Genomic DNA, 21878 nt, shown 5'->3' on the forward strand with positions numbered 1-21878 from the left:
GCTTACCGAGTCACTTCCGGAGAACCCCGTGCCGAGCCCCTACCGCGCCCTGTTCGCCGAGCCCGGCACCAAGGCCTTCTCCGCCGCGGGGTTCCTCGGCCGCCTGCCGCTGTCCATGATGGGCATCGGCGTGGTGACGATGATCTCCCAGCTCACCGGGCGGTACGGCCTCGCGGGCGCGCTGTCGGCGACCATCGCCCTGTCCGCGGCCGCCATCGGGCCGCGGATCTCGCGGCTGGTGGACCAGTACGGGCAGCGCCGGATCCTGCGCCCCGCGACCCTCGTCGCGCTCGTGGCGGCGGCCGGGCTGCTGCTCGCCGCGCATCTGGGCGGGCCGGACTGGACGCTGTTCCTGTGCGCCGCCGGGATCGGTTCGGTGCCGAGCCTCGGCGCGATGATCCGGTCCCGCTGGGCGGCCCTGTACCGGGGGACGCCGAGGCTGCACACCGCCTACTCGTTCGAGTCGGTGGTCGACGAGGTGTGCTTCATCGTCGGTCCGATCGTCTCCATCGGCCTGTCCACGGCCTGGTTCCCGGAGGCGGGGCCGCTGCTGGCCGGATGTTTCCTGGCGGCCGGCGTCTTCTGGCTGACCGCGCAGCGCGCCACCGAACCGGAACCGCACCCGCGCGAGCGGCACGACGGCGGCAGCGCGCTGCGCTTGCCGGGGCTGAGGGTCCTGGTGGCGACGTTCACGGCGACGGGGGCCATCTTCGGGTCGGTCGACGTGGTGACCGTGGCCTTCGCCGACGAGCGCGGCCACAAGGCCGTCGCGAGCGTCGTCCTCGCGCTGTACGCCGCCGGCTCCTGCGTGTCCGGGGCGGTCTTCGGGCTGCTGCGGGTGGCGGGGGCGCCGGAGCGCAGGTGGCTGCTGGGCGTGACGGCCATGGCCGTGAGTATGATCCCCCTCCTACTGGTCGGAAACTTGCCGCTTCTGGCCGTGGCGCTGTTCGTTGCAGGCCTGTCCATCGCACCGACGATGATCACGACGATGTCCCTCATCGAAGAGCACGTACCTCGCGCGCGGCTCACCGAGGGCATGACGTGGGTGAGCACCGGCCTCGCGGTCGGGGTCGCGCTCGGTTCCGCCGTGGCCGGCTGGGTGATCGACGCAGCCGGCGCGCGCGCCGGGTACGGGGTTCCGGCCGTGTCCGGAGCCGTCGCGGCGGCGGTCGGTTTCCTCGGGTACCGCCGGCTCCGCAGGCCGGCCGCGGGTCGGGGAGGCACCGTTGAGCAGCACAACGAGCGGGAAGAACGGCACCTGGCGTAACTGGGGCGGCAACGTCGCCGCCCGGCCCGCCCGGCAGGTCGTGCCGGCCTCCGTGGACGAGCTGGCCGCGGCCGTGCGCCGGGCCGCCGAGGACGGCCTGAAGGTGAAGGCGGTCGGCACCGGGCACTCCTTCACGTCCATAGCCGCCACCGACGGTGTGTTGATACGCCCTCAACTGTTGACCGGCATACGCACCATCGACCGGAAGGCCATGACCGTCACGGTCGAGGCCGGCACCCCGCTCAAGCGACTCAATCTGGCGCTCGCGCGCGAGGGTCTGTCGCTCACCAACATGGGCGACATCATGGAGCAGACGGTTTCGGGGGCCACCAGCACCGGCACGCACGGCACGGGCCGCGAGTCGGCGTCGATCTCCGCGCAGATCAAGGGGCTGGAACTGGTCACCGCGGACGGCTCGGTGCTCACCTGTTCCGAGACCGAGAACCCCGAGGTCTTCGCGGCCGCCCGCATCGGGCTCGGCGCGCTCGGCATCGTCACCGCCATCACCTTCGCCGTCGAGCCGGTCTTCCTGCTCACCGCCCGCGAGGAGCCGATGCCGATCGAGCGGGTCCTGGCCGAGTTCGACCAGCTGTGGGCGGAGAACGAGCACTTCGAGTTCTACTGGTTCCCGCACACCGGGAACACCAACACCAAGCGCAACAACCGCAGCGCTGGCCCCGAGCAGCCCGTGGGACAGCTCGCCGGGTGGTTCGAGGACGAGTTGCTGTCCAACGGCGTCTTCCAGGTGGCCCAGTGGGTCGGCCGGGCCGCGCCGTCGACCGTCCCGGCCATCGCCCGGATCTCCAGCAGGGCCCTGTCCGCGCGGACGTACACCGACATCCCCTACAAAGTCTTCACCTCGCCCCGCCGGGTGCGGTTCGTGGAGATGGAGTTCGCCGTCCCGCGCGCGGCCCTGACCGACACCCTGCGTGAACTGAAGGCCATGGTGGACCGGTCGGGCCTGCGGGTCAGCTTCCCCGTGGAGGTGCGCACCGCGCCGGCCGACGACATCACCCTGTCCACCGCCTCGGGCCGGGACAGCGCCTACGTCGCCGTCCACATGTTCCGCGGCACGCCGTACCACGCCTACTTCACCGCCGCCGAGCGCATCTTCACCGCGCACGAGGGCCGTCCGCACTGGGGCAAGATGCACACCCGGGACGCGGAGTACTTCGCCGAGGTGTACCCGCGCTTCGGCGAGTTCACCGCCCTGCGCGACCGCCTCGACCCGGAACGCCTGTTCCAGAACGACTACTTGCGGAGGGTTCTGGGCGCGTAGTTCCCGAAGGGAGCGCACGGACGAAGCCGTCGTTCCGCATCGGGGGATCGCGTGAAGTTCGCCACCCGCGTGATCGCCGATACGGGTTGCGGAGGGCCAAGTCCCGCCCCTCCCCAGAAGTTGGGCGGCGTGCCAATCCACGCACGTGGCCCGAATGGAGTACTGTTGCGAGCCCTGGGTCCGGTCTCCCACCAGGGTGTCCGCGGCCTCGAAAGACCGCCGGGAGGGGGCTAGTTGCACAGGGTGACGGAGTTTGTCACTTAGCGTTGCGAATAGGTAACCGTGCCATAACGGCGGTCCAGGGCCCGTGCCCGACACGCCGGGCAACTCGGCAAGGTTGTGGCAGGCTGCACCCGGGCAGGCCACACTCGACTAGCGGAAGCAGCGACGCACGTGACGTCGGCAGGCACCACCCGGGAGGTCCCCATGCCCGAACTGCGTGTCGTGGCCGTCTCGAATGACGGCACACGGCTGGTGCTCAAGGCTGCCGACTCCACGGAGTACACGCTTCCGATCGACGAGCGGCTGCGTGCCGCCGTGCGCGGCGACCGGCCCCGGCTCGGCCAGATCGAGATCGAGGTGGAGAGCCATCTCCGCCCCCGTGACATCCAGGCCCGTATACGCGCGGGCGCCACGGCCGAAGAGGTCGCCCAGCTCGCCGGCATCCCCGTCGACCGGGTACGGCGCTTCGAGGGTCCTGTGCTGGCCGAGCGCGCGTTCATGGCGGAACGGGCCCGCAAGACACCGGTCCGTCGGCCCGGGGAGAACTCCGGCCCGCTGCTCGGCGAGGCCGTGCAGGAACGGCTGCTGCTGCGCGGCGCCGACAAGGACACCGTGCAGTGGGACTCCTGGCGCCGCGACGACGGCACCTGGGAGGTCCTGCTGGTCTACCTGGTCGCGGGCGAACCCCACTCGGCGAGCTGGACGTACGACCCGCCCCGGCGGCTCGTGCAGGCGGTCGACGAGGAGGCGCGCTCGCTGATCGGCGAGTCCGACGACCTCGCCGTACCGGAGCCGAGCTTCCCGTTCGTACCCCGCATCGCCCGCCTGCCGCGCGAACGTTCGCTCGACCGCGCGCTGGACCGGGCGCTCGACCGGGGCGACCGGGACCGGCCGAGCCTGCCGGCCCAGTCGCCCGAGCCGGCGGAGGAGAGCCCCGCCGAACGGGACTCGCTCACCAGCCTCCTGGAGGCGGTGCCGAGCTTCCGGGGCGATCTGGTCGTCCCGGAGCGGCCCGCGGAGGTGCCCGAGGAGCCCGTCGACGAACCGGTGGAGGAGGAGCCCCCGGCGCCCGCCGCCTCGGCCGGCTCCGCCTACGCGGACGTGCTCATGCCGCGCTCCGTCGGCAGTCACCGGGACCGGCTGATCGGCGCCACCGACCGCCAGGCGGAGGCCGACGGCGTCCGCCCCGGCCGCCGGGCCGCGGTGCCGAGCTGGGACGAGATCGTGTTCGGCACCCGGCGCAAGAAGCAGGAGTAGCGGCCCGCGGGCCGTGGGAGCGCACCGCGGAGGGGGCACGCGCGCGTGCCCCCTCCGTGCTGTCCGCACACGCCCCTACTGCGGGTCCGGGCCCACCGCCACCGGGCGGGACGGGTCCGAGGACCATTCCGACCACGAACCGACGTACAGCGCCGCCGGGATGCCCGCCGCCGCCAGCGCCAGAGCCTCGTGCGCCGCCGAGACGCCCGAGCCGCAGTACAGGCCCACGGGGGTGCCCGCGGACACGCCCAGGGCCTTGAAGCGGTCCCGCAGCTCCTCCGCGGGCAGGAAACGGCCGTCGGGGCCCACGTTCTCGGTCGTCGGCGCCGACACCGCGCCCGGGATGTGCCCGCCGACCCGGTCGATGGGCTCCACCTCACCGCGGTACCGCTCCCCCGCGCGCGCGTCCAGCAGCACCCCCGCGCGGGCCAGCGCGGCGGCCCCGTCCGCGTCGAGCAGCGCGGAGGCGTCCGGCGCCGGCCGGAAGTCGCCCTCCGCCGGCGTGGGCACCTCGGTGGACAGGGGGCCCTCCCAGGCCGGCAACCCGCCGTCCAGGACCCGCACGTCCGGGTGACCCGTGAATCGCAGCATCCACCACGCGCGCGCGGCCGCCCAGTTCAGCCCGCCGTCGTACACGACGACCGGCCGGGCCGCCGACACGCCCGCCCGGCGCATGACCGCGCCGAACTCCGCGAGGTCCGGCAGCGGGTGCCGACCGCCCTCCCCGGGCGGCGCGGCCAGCTCCTGGTCCAGGTCGACGAAGACCGCGCCGGGCAGGTGCCCGGCGGCGTACTCGGCCCGCCCGTCCTGCGCCGGGGCGCCCGCCGCCTTCGCCAGGCTGAACTGCCAGCGGACGTCCAGCAGTACGGGCGGACGCGCGCCGGTCAGCTCATGGACGAGTTCGGGTGCGGTGATGATGGCTGTCATGGCGTCCATCCATACGTCAGGGGTGGCCGCGGCGTCCAGCTACGGCTACTCTGCTCCGCCGGACAGGGTCGATCACGAGGCGTATGGGATCGAGCACATGCTGTACAGCTGACGAACACGTGTCGGCACTCGCCAGAAAGCGGCGATACACGTCCATCAGGGCATCCTTCGGATAGCCACCGCCGCGCGCCGGCGCACGCGGCACCGCGCAGGACGCGGGACCGGCACGGGCGTGCGCGCGCCAGCGGCACAGCCCCTTCCGGAAGCGGAAGCGACACGGCCACCACGAGGGCCGGGGAGAGAGTGATAGATGACCGAGGCACGGGAGCCGGCCGGTCCGCACGCGCGGCGCACGCCCGGCACGCCCTGCTGGGTGAGCCTGATGGTGCATGGGCTGGCCACCACCGAGGAGTTCTACGGGGAGCTGTTCGGCTGGGAGTTCCGGCCCGGCCCGCAGCAGCTCGGCCCGTACGTGCGGGCGCTGCTGGACGGCGACGAGGTGGCCGGCATCGGCCAGCTGCCCCCGGACCGCAGGCTGCCGATCGCCTGGACTCCCTATCTCGCCTCGGACGACGTGGACCGGACGGCCGATCAGGTACGGCTGTGCGGCGGCACGGTGGCCGTCGGCCCGCTGGACGCGGGCGACGCCGGGCGCATGGCCCTCGCCTCCGACCCCTGCGGCGCCGTCTTCGGCATCTGGCAGACGGCCGCCCACCTCGGCACGGCGGTCACCGGCCTCCCCGGCACCCCCGCCTGGGACGAGCTGCTGACCTTCGAGACCGAGAGCGTCGCCAAGTTCTACTCCACGGTGTTCGGTTACGAGGAGGAGCCGGTCGTCTCCGCCGACATCGACTACGTCACCCTGCGCCTCGACGGCCGCCACGTGGCCGGCATCCACGGCGTGGGACAGGCGGTGCCCAGGGAGCGCGGACCGCACTGGATGACGTACTTCGAGGTCGCGGACACCGACGAGACCCTGGACCGGGTCGCCGTCCTGGGCGGCCAGGTGCTCAAGCCCGCCCGCGACAGCGCACACGGCCGCGTCGGCACGGTGGCGGACCGGGAGGGAGCGGTCTTCTCGGTGGTGCAGAGCCCCCACTGAACCGCCGCCGGGCCCATGCTCACAGTGGACCGGGGCCGGTTGAGCCGGACAACCTGCTGCGTACAACCTTCCGCCCCGTACACATGTCTCATCAAACAGAGACATATCAATCACCTTGATCAACCAGAGCGCGACCAAGTCCACCGATCAAGGGTTGATCACGATGGGGGCGTACACCATGCAAGCAATCCCGAGGCGCGTGGCCGTGTTCGGTACGGCCGCGCTGCTCGCCGCCGCCGGAGGCACCTGGGGCGCGGTCCAGGCGAACGCGGCGACGGCCGGCACGCGGACCTGCACGACGAACGACCTGTATCTGTCCATGGGCCGCCAGGACGCGGCGGCGGGCTCGCTGTACTGGCCCGTCCGGTTCACCAACACGAGCACCGGCACCTGCGCGCTGCGCGGCTACCCCGGGGTGAGCGTGCTCAGCACCGCGCACCACCAGATAGGCGCCGCCGCGTCCCGGACCGGGGAGAAGTACGGCACGGTCAAGGTCACCCCGGGCCAGACGGTGACGTCGGTGGTCCGCACGACGAACGGCCCGGTCGGCGGGCCCTGCAACAGCACCGGGAAGTACCTCCGGGTGTATCCGCCGGCGTCGACCAGGGCGGTCCTCGTGCCGGCCCCGCTGCGGGTCTGCTCGGGCCTGTTCACCGTCGGGCCGGTGACGACCCAGACGGTGTTCTGAGGCGCGGTCAGGAAGGTACGACCGGCAGGACGTCCGGGGAGAGGACGCCGGCCCGCGCGGAGGCGCTGGTCATGCGGCGGCGGTGGTGACGGCGGCACAGCACCTCGTAGCCGACCTCCGCCGCCGGCCGGTTCACGTCTCCGACGACGACCTGCTCGCCCTCGACCACCATCTCGCCGCCGACCGTGCGGGCGTTGTGCGTGGCGCGCGCTCCGCACCAGCACATCGCCTCGACCTGGAGGGCCTCTATCCGGTCCGCCAGTTCGATCAGCCGCTGCGAGCCCGGGAAGAGCTTGGTGCGGAAGTCGGTGGTGATGCCGAAGGCGAAGACGTCCAGTCCCAGCTCGTCGACGACCCGGGCGAGCTGGTCGATCTGTTCCGGGGCGAGGAATTGCGCCTCGTCGACGATCAGGTAGTCGACCTTGCCGCCCCGGGACATCAGGCTGACGACATAGGCGTACAGGTCCATGCCCGGTTCGGCCTCGACGGCCTCGGTCACCAGGCCGAGCCGGGACGACAGTTTACCCGCGCCCGCCCGGTCGTCACGGGTGAAGATGACGCCCTGGAGGCCGCCCGCGGACCGGTTGTGGTTGATCTGGAGAGCCAGTGTCGATTTCCCGCAGTCCATCGTTCCGGAGAAGAACACCAGCTCGGGCATGGTGGGTGGGGCACCTTTCGGTGGGAGTGTCGAGGGGCGGCGGCGCGGACGGCGTTCAGGAGCGTACTTCGAGCAGCGGGACGAGCTGCTCGGCGGGGGTCATCGAACCGTGGTTGCCGACCAGCGCCGACTCCTTCGGCTCCCGCTCGGAGGCGATGATCAGGACGTCGTCGTGTGCGGCCGCGATCACGTCCCCGAGCCGCGCGTACACACGCTCGTCGATGGCCGGCCCGAACCAGCCCGCCGCGATCGCCTCGTCCCGCGAGGCCACCCAGAACCGGTCGCCGAGCACCTCGCGCCAACAGGTCAGCACGTCACTCGCGGCGCCCGGCACCGCGTACACGTGCCGCGCCCGCCCCTCGCCGCCCAGCAGGGCGACCCCGGCGCGCAGTTCCCAGTCCTCGTCGAAGTCGACGCGGTGCTCGTCGTCGAACGGCACGTCGACCATTCCGTGGTCGGCGGTGACGTACAGGGCGCTGCGCGGGGGGAGTTGCTCGGCGAGCCGCTGGGCGAGCCGGTCCACGCGCATCAGCTGGCCGCGCCAGGTGTCGGAGGCCACGCCGTAGCGGTGCCCGGCGCCGTCCAGCTCGGCGTAGTACGTGTAGACCAGCGCGCGGTCGCCGGCGGCGAGTTGTTCGGCCGCGAGGTCCATGCGCTCCTCGCCGGTGAGCCGCCCATGGAAGGTGCCGCCGCTGAGCGCGATCTTCGTCAGCGGGGTCCGTTCGAAGACGGGCGAGGACACCTGCGCGGCGTGCACCCCGGCGTCGTGCGCCCGCTGGAAGACGGTGGGGTACGGCTGCCAGGGGCGCGGGTCGGTGTACGGCTGCCAGCGGAGCTGGTTCATCAGCTCGCCGGTGGCCGGGTTGCGGACGCTGTAGCCGGGCAGCCCGTGGGCGCCGGGCGGCAGGCCGGTGCCGACGGAGGCGAGGGAGGTCGCGGTGGTCGCCGGGTAGCCGGCGGTGAGGGGGCGGCCGGTGCCGCCGCGGGAGCTGCCGAGAAGCGAGTTCAGGAAGGGGGCCTCGTCGGGGTGCGCCCTGAGCTGCTCCCAGCCGAGCCCGTCGACCAGGAAGACGCACACCCGATCGGCCGGGGCGAGTTCCCCGATGCCGGCGGTCAGGCCGGGTACGCCCATCCCGGCGGCCAGGGTGGGCAGCAGGTCGGCGAGCGAGCCGGTGCCGTACTCGGGCAGCGGCGCGGTGTCCAGGGCGAGCGGTTCCGGGTGGTCCCAGACGAAGGACTGCGTCATCAGCGGCCGACGTCCGCGGTGGCCTCGGAGACGGCCTGGGCGAAGACGAGTGTCTGGCGCACGGTCTCGGGGCCGTCACCGGCCTCGCTGACCCTGAGGCTGAGGTCGTCGGCCGTGGAGTTGCCCGTGTAGCCGTGGTCGGCCTCGCAGTTGGGGTCGCCGCAGGCGGCGGGTTCCAGGTCGAGGCGGCTGACCGCGCCCCAGCCGATGGTGAGGACGACCTCGCGGGGCAGCGTGCCCGGGACGTACTGCTCCGGGTTGGCCACCACCCGGCTGACGACGACCGACGAGATCCGGCCGAGCTTCACCGACTCCGTGGAGGTGGTGGCGTACGGCGTCGGGGAGGTGCTGTCGGCGGCCTGCTCGTCGGTGTGGCTGACGATGAAGCGGTTACCGGTGAGCACCAGCACGGTCACGTGCCGGCGCACCTCGTTCTGGTCGAACGTGGTCTCCTGGTGGACCAGGTACGACCGGATGGGCTCGCCGCCCACGGCGGCCTCCACCGCCTCGGCCACGAGGGCCGGGTAGTAGCCGCTGCGCTCGATCGCCGCGCGCAGCCCCTGGGTCGTCGTACTGGTCTTGGCCATGGCGTCCATCTTAGTCCGTGGGCAGGACGGCTCCGGGCCAGCCAAGGGCAGGGGGGACCTGGGCGGCGGGCCCCGGGGCGTATGGGACCGACGCCGGCGACAGCGGGCCCAGGAGCGCGGGGAACTGCGCGAGCACCCGCCACACCCGCACCCGCGCGCGGGCAGTGGGCTCAGTAGGCCGGCATGGTCCGGGGGCCGAGGTCGTCGCGGGCCGGCGGCGGCGCCAGCCGCACCGTGGCTCCCAGCACACTCACCCCGTGCTGCGCCACCACGACCGGTTCCAGGGTCACCGCGACGACCTCCGGGTGGTCGTCGACCAGCCGGGACAGGCGCAGAAGCAGTTCCTCCAGCGCGGGGGTGTCCACGGGGGTCGAGCCGCGCCAGCCGAACAGCAGGGGCGCCGTCCGGATCGACCGCACCAGCGAGGTCGCCTCCCGGTCGGTGACCGGGACCAGCCGGTGCGCCATGTCACCGAGCAGCTGCGACGGCGCCCCGGCCAGCCCGAAGGAGAGCACGGCACCGGCCGCGGGATCGATCACGGCCCGTACGACGGTGTCGACGCCCCGGGGTGCCATGGCCTGCACCACCGGCCGCAGCTCCCCCGGGGGGCCGAACAGCTCGGTCAACTCGGCATAGGCCCTGCGCAGTTGTTCCTCGTCCGCGAGGTCCAGCCGGACGCCGCCGAGGTCGGCACGGTGCCGCAGGTGCGGCGCGGTGGCCTTGAGGGCGACGGGGTAGCCGAGGGCGCGGGCGGCGTCGACGGCCGCCTCCGGGCCGGTGGCGGGGATGGCCCGGCGGACCTGGATGCCGTACGTGCCGAGCAGTTCGCAGGTGTCCGCCTCGTTGATGCTCAGGCCCTGCCCGCGCGCGAGCAGTCCGCTGATCAGGTCGGCGGCTCCCTTCTCGTCGATGTCCTCGTACTCGGGCACCTTGCCCGGCCGGCCACTCTCCCGCCTCCACTCGCCGTACCGGACGGCCTCGGCGAGAGCCCGCACGGCCCGCTCCGCGGCGGGGTAGGCCGGAATGAGCCGGTCTCCGACGGTTCCGCCCCCGGCCCCGGCCCCGTCCAGGTCCCCGACTTCGAGTCCGGCACCCGCGCCGGCCGGCGGGAGCGCGTCTGCCCCTGACTGCCGCGTCGCCGGGTGCGTCCGCGTCGTTGCTTGTCGCGCAGCTCCCCGCGCCCCTTCCGGGGCGACCTCTTCCGCGGTGGGCAGGCGTTCCGCAGGGCGATGGGGGTCCCCCCGCTCGAGCGAAGCCGAGAGTGGGGGAGGGTGGGCACCGCCCTCGGTGCCGGGTGCCGTAGCGGCAACCTGTGCTGCATTGCCTCTGCCGGTCGCAGGTGGGCCCGTGCTCGCCGCCGCGGAGAGTGCTTCCGCGAGGCCGCCCAGTTCCACGTGGACCACCAGGACCGGCTTGCCCGGTGCGGCCGCCGCCGCGGAGCGAAGGGCCTCCGCCAGCTCGGCGTCTGCCGGTGATCCCTCCCCGATCGCCGGGATGGCGGTGACGACGACGGCGTCGGACGTGTCGTCGGCCAGGGCCCGCGCCAGCGCCCGGTGGAAGTCCTCCGCAGTCGCCCCGGTGGTCAGGTCCAGGGGGCGGGAGGGGCGCAGGCCCTCCGCCAGACACCGGTCGTACGTCAGGACGCCCAGCGACTCCGAGTTACCGAGGATCGCGACCCGGGGCCCGGCCGGCAGCGGCTGCCGGGCGAGCAGCAGCCCCGCGTCGACCAGCTCGGTGATGGTGTCCACCCGGATCACCCCGGCCTGCCGCAGCAGCGCGGACACGGTCGCGTGCGGCAGCCGCGTCGCCCGGACGGCGTGCCCCTGCGGCGCGGACCCGGCGCCCTGCACCACGACCAGCGGCTTCGCCGCCGCAGTCCGCCGGGACAGGCGCGTGAACTTGCGCGGGTTGCCGATGGACTCCAGGTACATGAGGACGACGTCGGTGTCGGGGTCGTCGTACCAGTACTGAAGGACGTCGTTCCCGGAGACGTCGGCCCGGTTGCCGGAGGAGACGAAGGTGGACACGCCCGTGACTCCGGTGACCCCTCCCCCGCGCCGGTGCAGCCGGGACAGCAGGGCGATCCCGATGGCCCCGGACTGCGCGAACATCCCGATGCGCCCCGGCCGGGGCATCTCCGGTGCCAGCGAGGCGTTCAACGAGACGCCGGCCGCGGTGTTGATGATCCCGAAGGCGTTCGGCCCGATGAGCCGCATCCCGTACGCCCGCGCGTGCCGGACGAGCGCCCGCTGCCGCTCACGCCCCTCGGGCCCGCTCTCGGCGTACCCGGCGGCGAGCACCACGAGCCCCTGGACCCCGTGCTCACCGCACGCGTCGACGACCTCGGGCACCCGCTCCGCCGGTACCGCGACGACGGCGAGGTCCACCGGCCCCTCGATGTCCCGCACCGACCGGTACGCGGGCACCCCGTCGACCTCCTTGAGATCCTCGGGGAAGGCCGCGTTCACCGCGTGCAGCCGGCCGGGGAAGCCGGCGTCCCGCATGTTGCCGAGCACGCTGCGCCCGACCCCGCCCGGGGCGCGGCCGACGCCGACGACGGCCACGGAGCCGGGCGCCAGCAGCCGTCGTACCGAGCGGGCCTCGGCGCGCTGTTCCCGCGCGCGCTGCACGGCGAGGGAGCGGTCGGTGGGTTCGAGGTCGAACTCCAGGCGTACGACGCCGTCCTCGAAGCTGCGCTTCTGCGTGTACCCGGCGTCGGTGAACACCTTGATCATCTTGCTGTTGGCGGGCAGCACCTCGGCGGTGAAGCGGCGGATGCCGCGCTCGCGGGCGACGGCGGCGATGTGTTCCAGCAGCGTGGAGGCGACGCCTCGGCCCTGGTGCGCGTCCTGCACCAGGAAGGCGACCTCGGCCTCGTCGGCGGGGGCGGACGCGGGCATGCCGTCGGCGCCGACGCGGTCGTAGCGCACGGTCGCGATGAACTCGCCGCCGATCGTGGCCGCGAGTCCCACCCGGTCCACGAAGTCGTGGTGGGTGAAGCGGTGGACGTCCTTGGCGGAGAGCCTGGGGTACGGCGCGAAGAAGCGGTAGTACTTCGACTCGTCCGAGACCTGCTCGTAGAAACTGACCAGGCGGTCGGCGTCATCGACGGTGATGGGCCTGATGCGTGCGGTGCCCCCGTCGCGCAGCACCACGTCCGCCTCCCAGTGGGCGGGGTACTGGTGCCGGTCCTGCCGGTCCGCCGAGGTCTGCATGGGCCCCAGAGTACGGCTCGCGTACGACAACGGCGCGAGGCAGTCTGTGGAGGGCGACCCCCGGGCCGAGGCCGCGGTCCGGTGCCGAAAGGGGGGCGGGCGCACGACCGCTCCGGGCATGCTCCACGATATGGGAAACTGGTCTAGACAACCCTGAACACCGAAGGGCAGCATCACATGGCTGAGCGCCGCGTCAACGTCGGCTGGGCCGAGGGCCTCCACGCCCGCCCCGCTTCCATCTTCGTCCGGGCCGCCACGGCCGCAGGTATCCCGGTGACGATCGCCAAGGCCGACGGCAACCCCGTCAACGCGGCCTCCATGCTGGCCGTCCTCGGCCTCGGCGCCCAGGGCGGCGAGGAGATCGTCCTGGCCTCCGAAGCCGAGGGCGCGGACGCGGCCCTGGACCGGCTGGCCAAGCTGGTCGCCGAGGGCCTCGAGGAACTGCCCGAGACCGTCTGAGCGCGGCACCCGCGAAACACCGCGGCCGCGTCACCCTTTACGGGGTGGCGCGGCTGCGCTGTTTATTGGCCGGACATCCGGCTCCGCCTTTTCGCGCGGAATTCCGTATACCCCGTCGGTGTTAATTCCGCGGACCCGGAGTGTTTACGGCACGTTGCGAATCCCTCACGCGGCCGGCGGGTCCGGTGAGCCGGGCGGGCCGCAACTGGTGCGCCGCCGCCGTCCGCTGGGTGTGCGCCGCCGTGAGCGCCCGCGCGCGTTCGCCGTCGCCGCGCGCCACCGCGTCCACGATGGCGCCGTGCTCCGCCCAGGACTCGGCGGGATTCGGCGCCGGCCGTACCGCGAACATCCAGGTGATCTTGTGCCGCGTCCGGACGAGCGTCGAGGCCAGCGAGGGACTGCCGCACGCCTGGGCGAGCGTGTCGTGGAACCAGCCGCCGAGCGGGCGCAGGTCGCCGCCGGCGCCCCGGCCCGCCCGCTCCTGGCCGAGCCGGACCAGGCCGCGCAGCACCTTCAGATGGGCGGCGGTGCGCCGCTGGGCGGCCCGGGCGGCACCGAGCGGCTCCAGCAGCAGCCGCATCTCCAGCAGGTCGGCGGCCTCCTGTTCGGTCGGCTCGGCCACGCACGCGCCCGCGTGCCGCCGGGTCACGACGAAGCCCTCCGCCTCCAGGGTGCGCAGGGCCTCCCGGACGGGGACGCGTGAGACGCCGTACCGCCGGGCGAGCACTTCCTCGGTGAGCCGGCCGCCACGCGCGTGGACACCGGCGACGATGTCGTCCCGGATCGCCGTGCACACCGAATGCGCCGGAATACGCATGACCGACCTCCGCCTTGTTCCCCGTGAAACGCCGACGACGGGCGTTTTCCGCGACTCTAGGCCAGGCGGCCTGAATTTCCGGCGAGAAGCCGGAATTCATGGATGCCTTTTGGACAGCGAGGTGTGCGGCGCCTTCACGCACCCGGAGAACGGCGAAAGCCCCGGCCGGTGGGCCGGGGCTTTCGCAGGTGCCGCGCGACGGGTCAGACGTGCACACCGTGCTTGCTCAGGTAGGCGATGGGGTCGACGTCCGAGCCGTAGTCGGGGGTCGTCCGGGCCTCGAAGTGCAGATGCGGGCCGGTGACGTTGCCGGTCGCGCCGGACAGGGCGATCTGCTGGCCGGGGGTGACCTTCTGGCCCACCGTGACGCCGATGGACGACAGGTGGCCGTACTGGGTGTACATGCCGTCGGCCATCCGGATCACGATCTGGTTGCCGTAGGCGCCGCCCCAGCCGGTGGAGACGACGGTGCCGGAACCGACCGCGTGGACGGCGGTGCCGCTCGCCGCGTGGAAGTCGATGCCGGTGTGCGAGCCGGACGACCACAGGGTGCCGCCGACCTTGTAGCCCGTCGAGACGTACGAGTGCGCGACCGGGGCGACGAAGGTGTTCAGCCGCTTGCGCTCGGCCTCACGGGCGGCGCGCGCCTGGGCCGCGCGCTCCTCCTTGGCCCTCTCGGCGGCCACCTTGGCCGCGGCCTCCTCGGCCGCCTTCTGCTCCGCGGCGGCCTTCTGCGCGGCGGCCTGTGCGTCGATCTGCTGGGCGACGTCGTCGCTGACGGTGATGACCGGGGTGAGGCCGCTCTGCTCGACGGGGCTCTCCGCGGCGAGCGCCGGGGAGGCCGCGAGGGTGCCGATGACACCGGTCGTGGTGAGGGCGGCGATGCCGGCGGCCTGCGCGGTGGTGCGCTTGACCCGGCCGGGCTTGCGGTGCTTCCCGGTGGCGCACATGAACGCCATGAAGTGGCTGGTCCTTTCCTTCCCTCTCGCCTACCGGGTTAGCTGACGGGTTCGGAGCAGGAAGGTCTCCTACGGACCCCCTCGCTGCGCGCGGGCGTCCGATTCACCCCAGGGACTGCGTGGGTCCCCGGCTCCCCTGGCTCGCGCCGTACGGGGACTCGGCGATGGCTGTCCGGTGCCACGGGTGCGGCGCACTGCCTGACGAACAGCCCGGACGACGCTAAGGCGAGGTGCGTTCAATACCCAAACGCATCCGGGTTTTTGTAGCGCATGCCACAGGGCAGACAGGCAACCTCTGCCCCAATTCGGACATTTGAGGGCGAGCAAGGGGAACGGGCCGAAAACGGCGTGGGCCCCTGACGACCCGTCGGTCGTCAGGGGCCCACGCGCGCGTGCGGGGCGCGCCGCCCGCATAGATGCTCTACTCGGCCGTCACGACGGTGACTTCACCGATGCCGAGCGCCTCGACCGGCTCCTTGATCTGCGTCGCGTCGCCGACGAGGACGGTCACCAGCCGGTCCACCGGGAAGGCGTTCACGGCGGCCGCGGTGGCCTCCACGGTGCCCGTGGCGGCGAGCCGCTGGTAGAGCGTCGCCTGGTAGTCGTCGGGCAGGTGCTGCTCGACCTGGTCGGCGAGCGTGCCCGCGACGGCCGCCGCCGTCTCGTACTTCAGCGGGGCCACGCCGACGAGGTTCTGCACGGCGACGTCGCGCTCGGCGTCGGTGAGGCCGTCCGCCGCGAGTGTGCGCAGCACCGTCCACAGGTCCTGGAGCGCGGGGCCGGTGTTCGGGGTGTCCACGGAGCCGCTGATGGCGAGCATCGCGGCGCCGGTGCCCTCGGGCGCGGCGCGCAGGACCTGCCCGAAGGCGCGCACCCCGTAGGTGTAGCCCTTCTCCTCGCGCAGGACGCGGTCCAGGCGGGAGGTGAGGGTGCCGCCGAGGCAGTAGGTGCCGAGCACCTGGGCGGGCCACACACGGTCGTGCCGGTCGGGTCCGATCCGGCCGATGAGCAGCTGGGTCTGGACGGCGCCGGGCCGGTGGACGATGACCGCGCGGCCGGTGTCGTCCGCGGTCACCGGCGGCACGGGGCGGGGTTCGCCCGGGGTGCCCGTCCACGCGCCCAGGGTGTCGCCGAGCAGGGCGTCCAGGTCCGTTCCGGTGAGGTCGCCGACCACGATCGCCGTGGCCGTCGCGGGCCGCACGTGACGGTCGTAGAAGGCGCGGACCGCTGCGGCGTCGATCTTGGCGACGGTCTCCTCGGTGCCCTGACGCGGGCGCGACATGCGCGAGGTGGCCGGGAACAGCTCCTTGGAGAGTTCCTTGGCGGCCCGCCGGGCCGGGTTGGCCAGCTCGTGCGGGATCTCGTCGAGGCGGTTGCGGACCAGCCGCTCGATCTCGCTCTCGGCGAAGGCGGGCGCCCGCAGCGCGTCGGCGAGCAGGCCGAGGCCCTTGGCGAGGCGGGAGGCGGGAACCTCCAGGCTGAGCCGGACGCCGGGGTGGTCGGCGTGCGCGTCGAGTGTGGCGCCGGCGCGCTCCAGTTCGGCGGCGAACTCCTCGGCGGAGTGCTTGTCGGTGCCCTCGGAGAAGGCCCGCGCCATGATCGTGCCCACGCCGTCCAGGCCGGCCGGTTCGGCGTCCAGGGGTGCGTCCAGCAGCACCTCGACGGCGACGACCTGCTGGCCGGGGCGGTGGCAGCGCAGCACTGTCAGGCCGTTGCCGAGCGCGCCGCGCTCCGGGGCGGGGAACGCCCACGGCTTCGCCTCGCCCGGCTGCGGCTGGGGGTGGAAGTCCATCGTGGCGAGCTCGCTCACTTGCCCGTCTCCTCGTTGTCGTTCCGGTCGGCCCGGTCGGCGCCCGCTTCGACGGTGGCCTCCGACTCGGGGTTCTCGGGCAGGCCCGGGTCGTCGGTGTGTTCGGCGGATTCGGCGGACAGCGGCTCGTAGACGAGCACCGCGCGGTTGTCGGGGCGCAGCCGGGCCTTGGCGACCTCCTGGACCTCCTCGGCGGTCACGTCCAGTACGCGGTTGACGGCGGTCAGGGCGAGCTGCGGGTCGCCGAACAGCACCGCGAACCGGCACAGTTCGTCGGCGCGCCCGGCGACGGTGCCGAGCCGGTCCAGCCACTCGCGCTCCAACTGGGCCTGGGCGCGTTCCATCTCCTCCGGAGTGGGGCCCTCCGCAGCGAACCGGGCGAGTTCCTCGTCGATGGCGGCCTCGATGACCGGCACCTCGACGTCACCGGAGGTCTTCACGTCCAGCCAGCCCAGGGAGGGCGCGCCGGCCAGGCGCAGCATGCCGAAGCCGGCGGCGACGGCCGTGCGGTCGCGGCGCACCAGGCGGTTGTAGAGGCGGGAGGACTCGCCGCCGCCGAGGACGGTCAGGGCGAGGTCGGCGGCGTCGGACCCGCGCGTGCCGTCGTGCGGGAGCCGGTAGGCGGCCATCAGGGCGCGCGCGGGGACCTCCTCGACGACGACCTCGCGCTTCTCCTCGCCGAGGACCTCCGGCAGCGAGCCGTCGCGGGGGGCGGGCTTGCCGTCGTGGGCGGCGATGGACCCGAAGTACTTCTCGACCCAGGCGAGGGTCTGCGCGGGGTCGATGTCGCCGACCACGGAGAGGACCGCGTTGCCCGGCGCGTAGTAGGTGCGGAAGAACTGGCGGGCGTCCTCCAGGGTGGCCGCGTCCAGGTCCGCCATCGAGCCGATCGGCGTGTGGTGGTACGGGTGGCCGTCCGGGTAGGCCAGGGCGGTCAGCTTCTCGAACGCGGTGCCGTAGGGCACGTTGTCGTAGCGCTGGCGGCGCTCGTTCTTGACGACGTCCCGCTGGTTCTCCATGGACTCGTCGTCCAGGGCGGTGAGCAGGGAGCCCATGCGGTCGGCCTCCAGCCAGAGGGCGAGCTCCAGCTGGTGGGCGGGCATGGTCTCGAAGTAGTTGGTGCGCTCGAAGCTGGTGGTGCCGTTGAGCGAGCCGCCGGCGCCCTGCACCAGTTCGAAGTGGCCGTTGCCCTTCACCTGGCCGGAGCCCTGGAACATCAGGTGCTCGAAAAGGTGAGCCAGGCCGGTACGCCCCTTGACTTCGTGGCGCGAGCCGACGTCGTACCAGAGGCACACCGCCGCCACCGGGGTCAGGTGATCCTCGGAGAGCACCACGCGCAGACCGTTGGCCAGGCGGTGCTCGGTCGCTGTCAGGCCCCCGGAGCCTGCCTCGGCCGTGGTCGTGTGACCCATGGGCATGTACGTCCCTTCGCGAGCGGAGGCGGTCGAAAAAACCGCGGTCTTCCTGCCGTTCCTGCCACTTTATGCAAAGCGTGCGGGACCCCGGCGAAGTTCCCGCGAGGCGTACGCCCACAGCGGATCGCGTAGCCTGCCTCCGGCGCGGGCGCGGGACGGCCGCGGTGCGCCGTGCGGCACCGGCGGCCGAGGGCCGCTGGGCGTCGGTGGGCACCGGGCGCGGCCGTTGACACCGGGTCGCGGCCCGCGTTGTCAGTGCCGAGGTCCACAATGGTCCGCGACAGATCCCGTCACACCCGTCAGAGATACCGTCACACGCTTCAGCACGAGCGAGCCGAAGGGTGCGCGCCCCGTAGGCGAGCGACCAGATCAGGAGGAGCCGGCAGCGATGGCCCGCCGCACCACGAAGACCCCGCCGCCCGACGATTCGTACGAGGAGAAGATCCTCGACATCGACGTCGTGGACGAGATGCGCGGCTCCTACCTCGAGTACGCGTACTCGGTCATCTACTCGCGCGCCCTGCCCGACGCCCGCGACGGTCTCAAGCCGGTGCACCGCCGGATCGTCTACCAGATGAACGAGATGGGCGTGCGCCCCGACCGGAGCTACGTGAAGTGCGCCCGTGTCGTCGGCGAGGTCATGGGCAAGCTGCACCCGCACGGCGACGCGTCGATCTACGACGCGCTGGTGCGCATGGCCCAGCCGTTCTCGATGCGCGTCCCGCTGGTCGACGGCCACGGCAACTTCGGCTCCCTGGGCAACGACGACCCGCCGGCCGCCATGCGGTACACCGAGTGCCGGATGGCCGAGGCGACCAGCCTGATGACTGAGTCGATCGACGAGGACACGGTCGACTTCGCGCCGAACTACGACGGGCAGGAGCAGGAGCCGGTGGCCCTGCCGGCCGCCTTCCCGAACCTGCTGGTGAACGGCTCGTCCGGTATCGCGGTCGGCATGGCGACGAACATGCCGCCGCACAACCTGCGAGAGGTGATCGCGGCCGCCCGGCACCTGATCAGGCACCCGAACGCGGACCTGGACGCGCTGATGAAGCACGTCCCTGGCCCGGACCTGCCCACCGGCGGCCGGATCGCCGGCCTGGACGGCATCCGGGACGCGTACGCGACGGGCCGGGGCACGTTCAAGATGCGCGCGACCGTCACGGTGGACACGGTGACCGCCCGCCGCAAGGGCCTGGTGGTCACCGAACTGCCGTTCACGGTGGGCCCGGAGAAGGTGATCGCCAAGATCAAGGACCTGGTGAACGCCAAGAAGGTCCAGGGCATCGCCGACGTCAAGGACCTGACCGACCGCGCGCACGGCCTGCGCCTGGTCATCGAGATCAAGAACGGCTTCGTGCCGGAGGCGATCCTGGAGCAGCTGTACAAGCTGACGCCGATGGAGGAGTCCTTCGGCATCAACAACGTGGCCCTGGTGGACGGCCAGCCGCTCACGCTGGGCCTGAAGGAGCTGCTGGAGGTCTACCTCGACCACCGTTTCGACGTGGTCCGGCGGCGCAGTGAGTTCCGCCGCGGCAAGCGCCGGGACCGGCTGCACCTGGTCGAGGGCCTGCTGACCGCGCTGGTCGACATCGACGAGGTCATCCGGCTGATCCGGTCCAGCGAGAACTCGGCGCAGGCCAAGCAGCGCCTGATGGAGCGGTTCTCGCTGAGCGACGTGCAGACGCAGTACATCCTCGACACGCCGCTGCGCCGGCTCACCAAGTACGACCGCATCGAGCTGGAGACGGAGAAGGACCGGCTCACCGCGGAGATCGCGGAGCTGACCCGGATCCTGGAGTCGGACACGGAGCTGCGCAAGCTGGTCTCGGCCGAACTGGCCGAGGTGGCGAAGAAGTTCGGCACCGACCGGCGCACGGTGCTGCTGGAGGCAGGGGGCGCCCCGGTGGCCGCCGTGCCGCTGCAGGTCGCCGACGACCCGTGCCGGGTGCTGCTGTCCTCGACGGGTCTGCTGGCGCGTACGGCGACGAACGAGCCGTTCCCGGCGGCCGCCGGCGCCAAGCGGGTCAAGCACGACGTGATCGTCTCGGCGGTCCCGGCGACCGCGCGCGGTGAGATCGGCGCGGTGACCTCCGGAGGCCGGCTGCTGCGGATCAACGTGGTCGACCTGCCGCAGCTGCCCGAGACGGCGACGGCCCCGAACCTCTCCGGAGGGGCTCCGCTCGCCGAGTTCGTGTCCCTGGAGGACGACGAGACCCTGGTCTGCCTGACCACGCTGGACGAGTCGTCCCCGGGCCTGGCGCTCGGCACCGAGCAGGGCGTCGTCAAGCGTGTGGTACCCGACTACCCGTCCAACAAGGACGAGTTGGAGGTCATCACCCTCAAGGAGGGCGACCGCATCGTCGGCGCGGTGGAGCTGCGCACCGGCGAGGAGGACCTGGTGTTCCTCACGGACGACGCCCAACTGCTGCGCTTCCAGGCGTCGATCGTGCGTCCGCAGGGCCGCCCGGCGGGCGGTATGGCGGGCATCAAGCTCGCCGAGGGCGCCAAGGTCATCTGCTTCACGGCCGTGGACCCGGCGGTCGAGGCGGTGGTCTTCACGGTGGCGGGCTCGCGCGGCACACTGGACGACTCCGTGCAGACGACGGCGAAGCTGACCCCGTTCGACCAGTACCCGCGCAAGGGCCGGGCCACCGGCGGCGTGCGCTGCCAGCGGTTCCTGAAGGGCGAGGACTGCCTGTCCCTGGCCTGGGCGGGCCCGTCGCCCGCGCGCGCGGCCCAGCGGAACGGCACCCCGGCCGAGCTGCCCGACATGGACCCCCGCCGGGACGGTTCGGGCACGTCGCTGCCGAAGACGGTGTCGGTGGTCGCGGGACCGGTGCTCTAGGAGTCGTACGGGTCGGGACCGGGTTCTTCCTCGGTGCCCGGTACGTAGCGCAGGACGCCCCACATGCCTTGCTCGTCGGCGTGCGGGGCGTCCCGCACACACTCCTGGAGTTCCTTGTGGAGGGCGTCGGCGTCGATGCCGGCGCCGATGAGCACGAGCTGGGTGAGACGGGCCCCGGCCGCGGGCCAGGGCTCGGGGTGGAAGCGCAGGAAGCGGCCGACGGCGTGGACGGCGTACCGGTTGAGCGTGTCGTACGGCCCGAAGTCGACGTATCCCTTGATCCGGTACAGCCCTTCGGGACGGCTGTCCAGGAAGCGGATCAGTGCGCGCGGGTCCATCGGCGCGCCGGAGGTGAAGGGCAGGCTGTCGTAGCCGGTGTGGAGATGGCCTGCGGCCTCGTCCTCGGGTGCGCCGTGGTCGTGCAGGTCGTCGAAGGACAGCTGGCCGACGCGTTCCTCGCTCGGCCTGCAGTCGAAGAGGAACTCGGGTGCGACGCGGCCGTAGGTCGCGGGGACGACGGCGGCGCGGTCGGTGAGCGTGCGGACGAGACCGAGGACGCGGTCGGTGTCCGCGGCCCGGTCCAGCTTGTTGACCACCACCACGTCGGCGAGGGCGAGATGCCGGTCGATCTCGGGGTGCCGCGCGCGCGTGTCGTCGAACTCGGCCGCGTCGACGACCTCGACGAGGCCGCCGTAGACGATTCCCGGGTGTTCGCTGGCCAGCACCATCCGGACCAGTTCCTGCGGTTCGGCGAGTCCGCTGGCCTCGATGACGATGACGTCGATCCCGGTGCCGGGCGCGGCGAGCCGGTCGAGGTAGCCGTCGAGTTCACCGGCGTCCACCGCGCAGCACAGGCAGCCGTTGCCGAGCGAGACGGTCGAGTCGCCGAGGGCGCCGGCCACGGCCATCGCGTCGATCTCGATGGCCCCGAAGTCGTTGACGATCGCCCCCATCCGGCTGCCCCCGCTGCGGTGCAGCAGGTGGTTGAGGAGCGTGGTCTTCCCGGAACCAAGGAAGCCGGCGAGCACGACGACGGGGATCTGCTGTGGACTGTTCGCCAAGGGGGCGGGCCTCTCTGGGACGGTGGGCGGACGGACAGCCGGACGGCCGGGACCAGCATAG

17 protein-coding genes and 1 riboswitch are annotated in these 21878 nt (G+C 72.7%); of the genes, 7 read left to right on the forward strand and 10 right to left on the reverse strand.

Annotated features, from left to right (window positions below; all coding sequences use genetic code 11):
- The first annotated feature begins 28 nt into the window (after nt 1-28).
- The 3 genes from ABZ854_RS15980 to sepH all read left to right on the forward strand — a co-directional run bounded on the left by ABZ854_RS15980 (nt 29) and on the right by sepH (nt 4025).
- On the forward strand, nt 29-1267 hold the full coding sequence (locus tag ABZ854_RS15980) for an MFS transporter (RefSeq protein ID WP_361210276.1): 1239 nt from the start codon (nt 29-31) through the stop codon (nt 1265-1267).
- Nucleotides 1227-2546, forward strand: a complete 1320-nt coding sequence (locus ABZ854_RS15985) for a D-arabinono-1,4-lactone oxidase (RefSeq protein ID WP_361210278.1) — start codon at nt 1227-1229, stop codon at nt 2544-2546. Before ABZ854_RS15980 ends, ABZ854_RS15985 begins: the two co-directional genes overlap by 41 nt.
- A gap of 426 nt (nt 2547-2972) precedes the next feature.
- Complete coding sequence (gene sepH, locus ABZ854_RS15990) at nt 2973-4025, forward strand: septation protein SepH (protein WP_361210281.1); 1053 nt, start codon at nt 2973-2975, stop codon at nt 4023-4025.
- A gap of 75 nt (nt 4026-4100) precedes the next feature.
- Here the strand turns inward: sepH and ABZ854_RS15995 are convergent, their stop codons facing one another.
- Nucleotides 4101-4952 (reverse strand): sulfurtransferase, encoded by an 852-nt coding sequence (locus tag ABZ854_RS15995; protein ID WP_361210284.1) that lies wholly within the window; start codon nt 4950-4952, stop codon nt 4101-4103.
- Between the two features lie 310 nt (nt 4953-5262).
- Between ABZ854_RS15995 and ABZ854_RS16000 the strand changes: the two genes are divergently transcribed.
- Together ABZ854_RS16000 and ABZ854_RS16005 are read left to right on the forward strand one after the other, a co-directional pair.
- A complete protein-coding gene (locus ABZ854_RS16000; RefSeq protein ID WP_361210286.1) occupies nt 5263-6054 on the forward strand; it encodes a VOC family protein in 792 nt (263 codons plus the stop codon).
- Between the two features lie 178 nt (nt 6055-6232).
- Complete coding sequence (locus ABZ854_RS16005; protein WP_361210288.1) at nt 6233-6742, forward strand: DUF4232 domain-containing protein; 510 nt, start codon at nt 6233-6235, stop codon at nt 6740-6742.
- Between the two features lie 7 nt (nt 6743-6749).
- On the opposite strand, the gene ABZ854_RS16010 is transcribed toward ABZ854_RS16005, so the two are convergent.
- The 4 genes from ABZ854_RS16010 to ABZ854_RS16025 form a co-directional block, all read right to left on the reverse strand.
- A complete protein-coding gene (locus ABZ854_RS16010; RefSeq protein WP_361210290.1) occupies nt 6750-7400 on the reverse strand; it encodes a thymidine kinase in 651 nt (216 codons plus the stop codon).
- A gap of 55 nt (nt 7401-7455) precedes the next feature.
- On the reverse strand, nt 7456-8646 hold the full coding sequence (locus ABZ854_RS16015; protein WP_361210292.1) for a nucleotide pyrophosphatase/phosphodiesterase family protein: 1191 nt from the start codon (nt 8644-8646) through the stop codon (nt 7456-7458).
- Entirely contained in the window at nt 8646-9233 is a 588-nt protein-coding gene (locus tag ABZ854_RS16020) for a DUF5998 family protein (RefSeq protein WP_129306130.1), read from the reverse strand. The genes ABZ854_RS16015 and ABZ854_RS16020 overlap by 1 nt, the downstream gene beginning before the upstream one ends.
- A 170-nt stretch (nt 9234-9403) precedes the next feature.
- Nucleotides 9404-12448 carry a GNAT family N-acetyltransferase gene (locus ABZ854_RS16025; protein WP_361210296.1) on the reverse strand — a complete coding sequence of 1015 codons (3045 nt, stop codon included), beginning with the start codon at nt 12446-12448 and terminating at the stop codon, nt 9404-9406.
- Nucleotides 12449-12625: 177 nt separating this feature from the next.
- On the opposite strand from ABZ854_RS16025, the gene ABZ854_RS16030 reads away from it, so the two are divergent.
- A complete protein-coding gene (locus tag ABZ854_RS16030) occupies nt 12626-12907 on the forward strand; it encodes an HPr family phosphocarrier protein (protein ID WP_189262368.1) in 282 nt (93 codons plus the stop codon).
- Nucleotides 12908-13028: 121 nt separating this feature from the next.
- Here ABZ854_RS16030 and ABZ854_RS16035 read toward each other — a convergent pair whose 3' ends face one another.
- The 4 genes from ABZ854_RS16035 to ABZ854_RS16050 all read right to left on the reverse strand — a co-directional run bounded on the left by ABZ854_RS16035 (nt 13029) and on the right by ABZ854_RS16050 (nt 17911).
- Entirely contained in the window at nt 13029-13724 is a 696-nt protein-coding gene (locus tag ABZ854_RS16035) for a GntR family transcriptional regulator (protein WP_361210299.1), read from the reverse strand.
- A gap of 203 nt (nt 13725-13927) precedes the next feature.
- Nucleotides 13928-14683 carry a M23 family metallopeptidase gene (locus ABZ854_RS16040; protein WP_361210302.1) on the reverse strand — a complete coding sequence of 252 codons (756 nt, stop codon included), beginning with the start codon at nt 14681-14683 and terminating at the stop codon, nt 13928-13930.
- Nucleotides 14684-14695: 12 nt separating this feature from the next.
- A riboswitch (cyclic di-AMP (ydaO/yuaA leader) is annotated at nt 14696-14857 on the reverse strand.
- Nucleotides 14858-15104: 247 nt separating this feature from the next.
- Nucleotides 15105-16493: a pitrilysin family protein gene (locus ABZ854_RS16045; protein WP_361210304.1), complete on the reverse strand. Its 1389-nt coding sequence runs from the start codon at nt 16491-16493 to the stop codon at nt 15105-15107.
- Entirely contained in the window at nt 16490-17911 is a 1422-nt protein-coding gene (locus tag ABZ854_RS16050; protein WP_361210307.1) for a pitrilysin family protein, read from the reverse strand. The genes ABZ854_RS16045 and ABZ854_RS16050 overlap by 4 nt, the downstream gene beginning before the upstream one ends.
- Before the next feature lie 385 nt (nt 17912-18296).
- On the opposite strand from ABZ854_RS16050, the gene ABZ854_RS16055 reads away from it, so the two are divergent.
- Nucleotides 18297-20756: a DNA topoisomerase IV subunit A gene (locus ABZ854_RS16055; RefSeq protein WP_361210310.1), complete on the forward strand. Its 2460-nt coding sequence runs from the start codon at nt 18297-18299 to the stop codon at nt 20754-20756.
- Here the strand turns inward: ABZ854_RS16055 and ABZ854_RS16060 are convergent.
- Nucleotides 20753-21817, reverse strand: coding sequence for a GTP-binding protein (locus ABZ854_RS16060; protein WP_361210313.1), 1065 nt, complete (start codon nt 21815-21817; stop codon nt 20753-20755). The genes ABZ854_RS16055 and ABZ854_RS16060 overlap by 4 nt on opposite strands.
- Between the last annotated feature and the right edge of the window lie 61 nt (nt 21818-21878).

Source organism: Streptomyces sp. NPDC047028 (assembly GCF_040644095.1).
GTDB lineage: Bacteria > Actinomycetota > Actinomycetes > Streptomycetales > Streptomycetaceae > Streptomyces.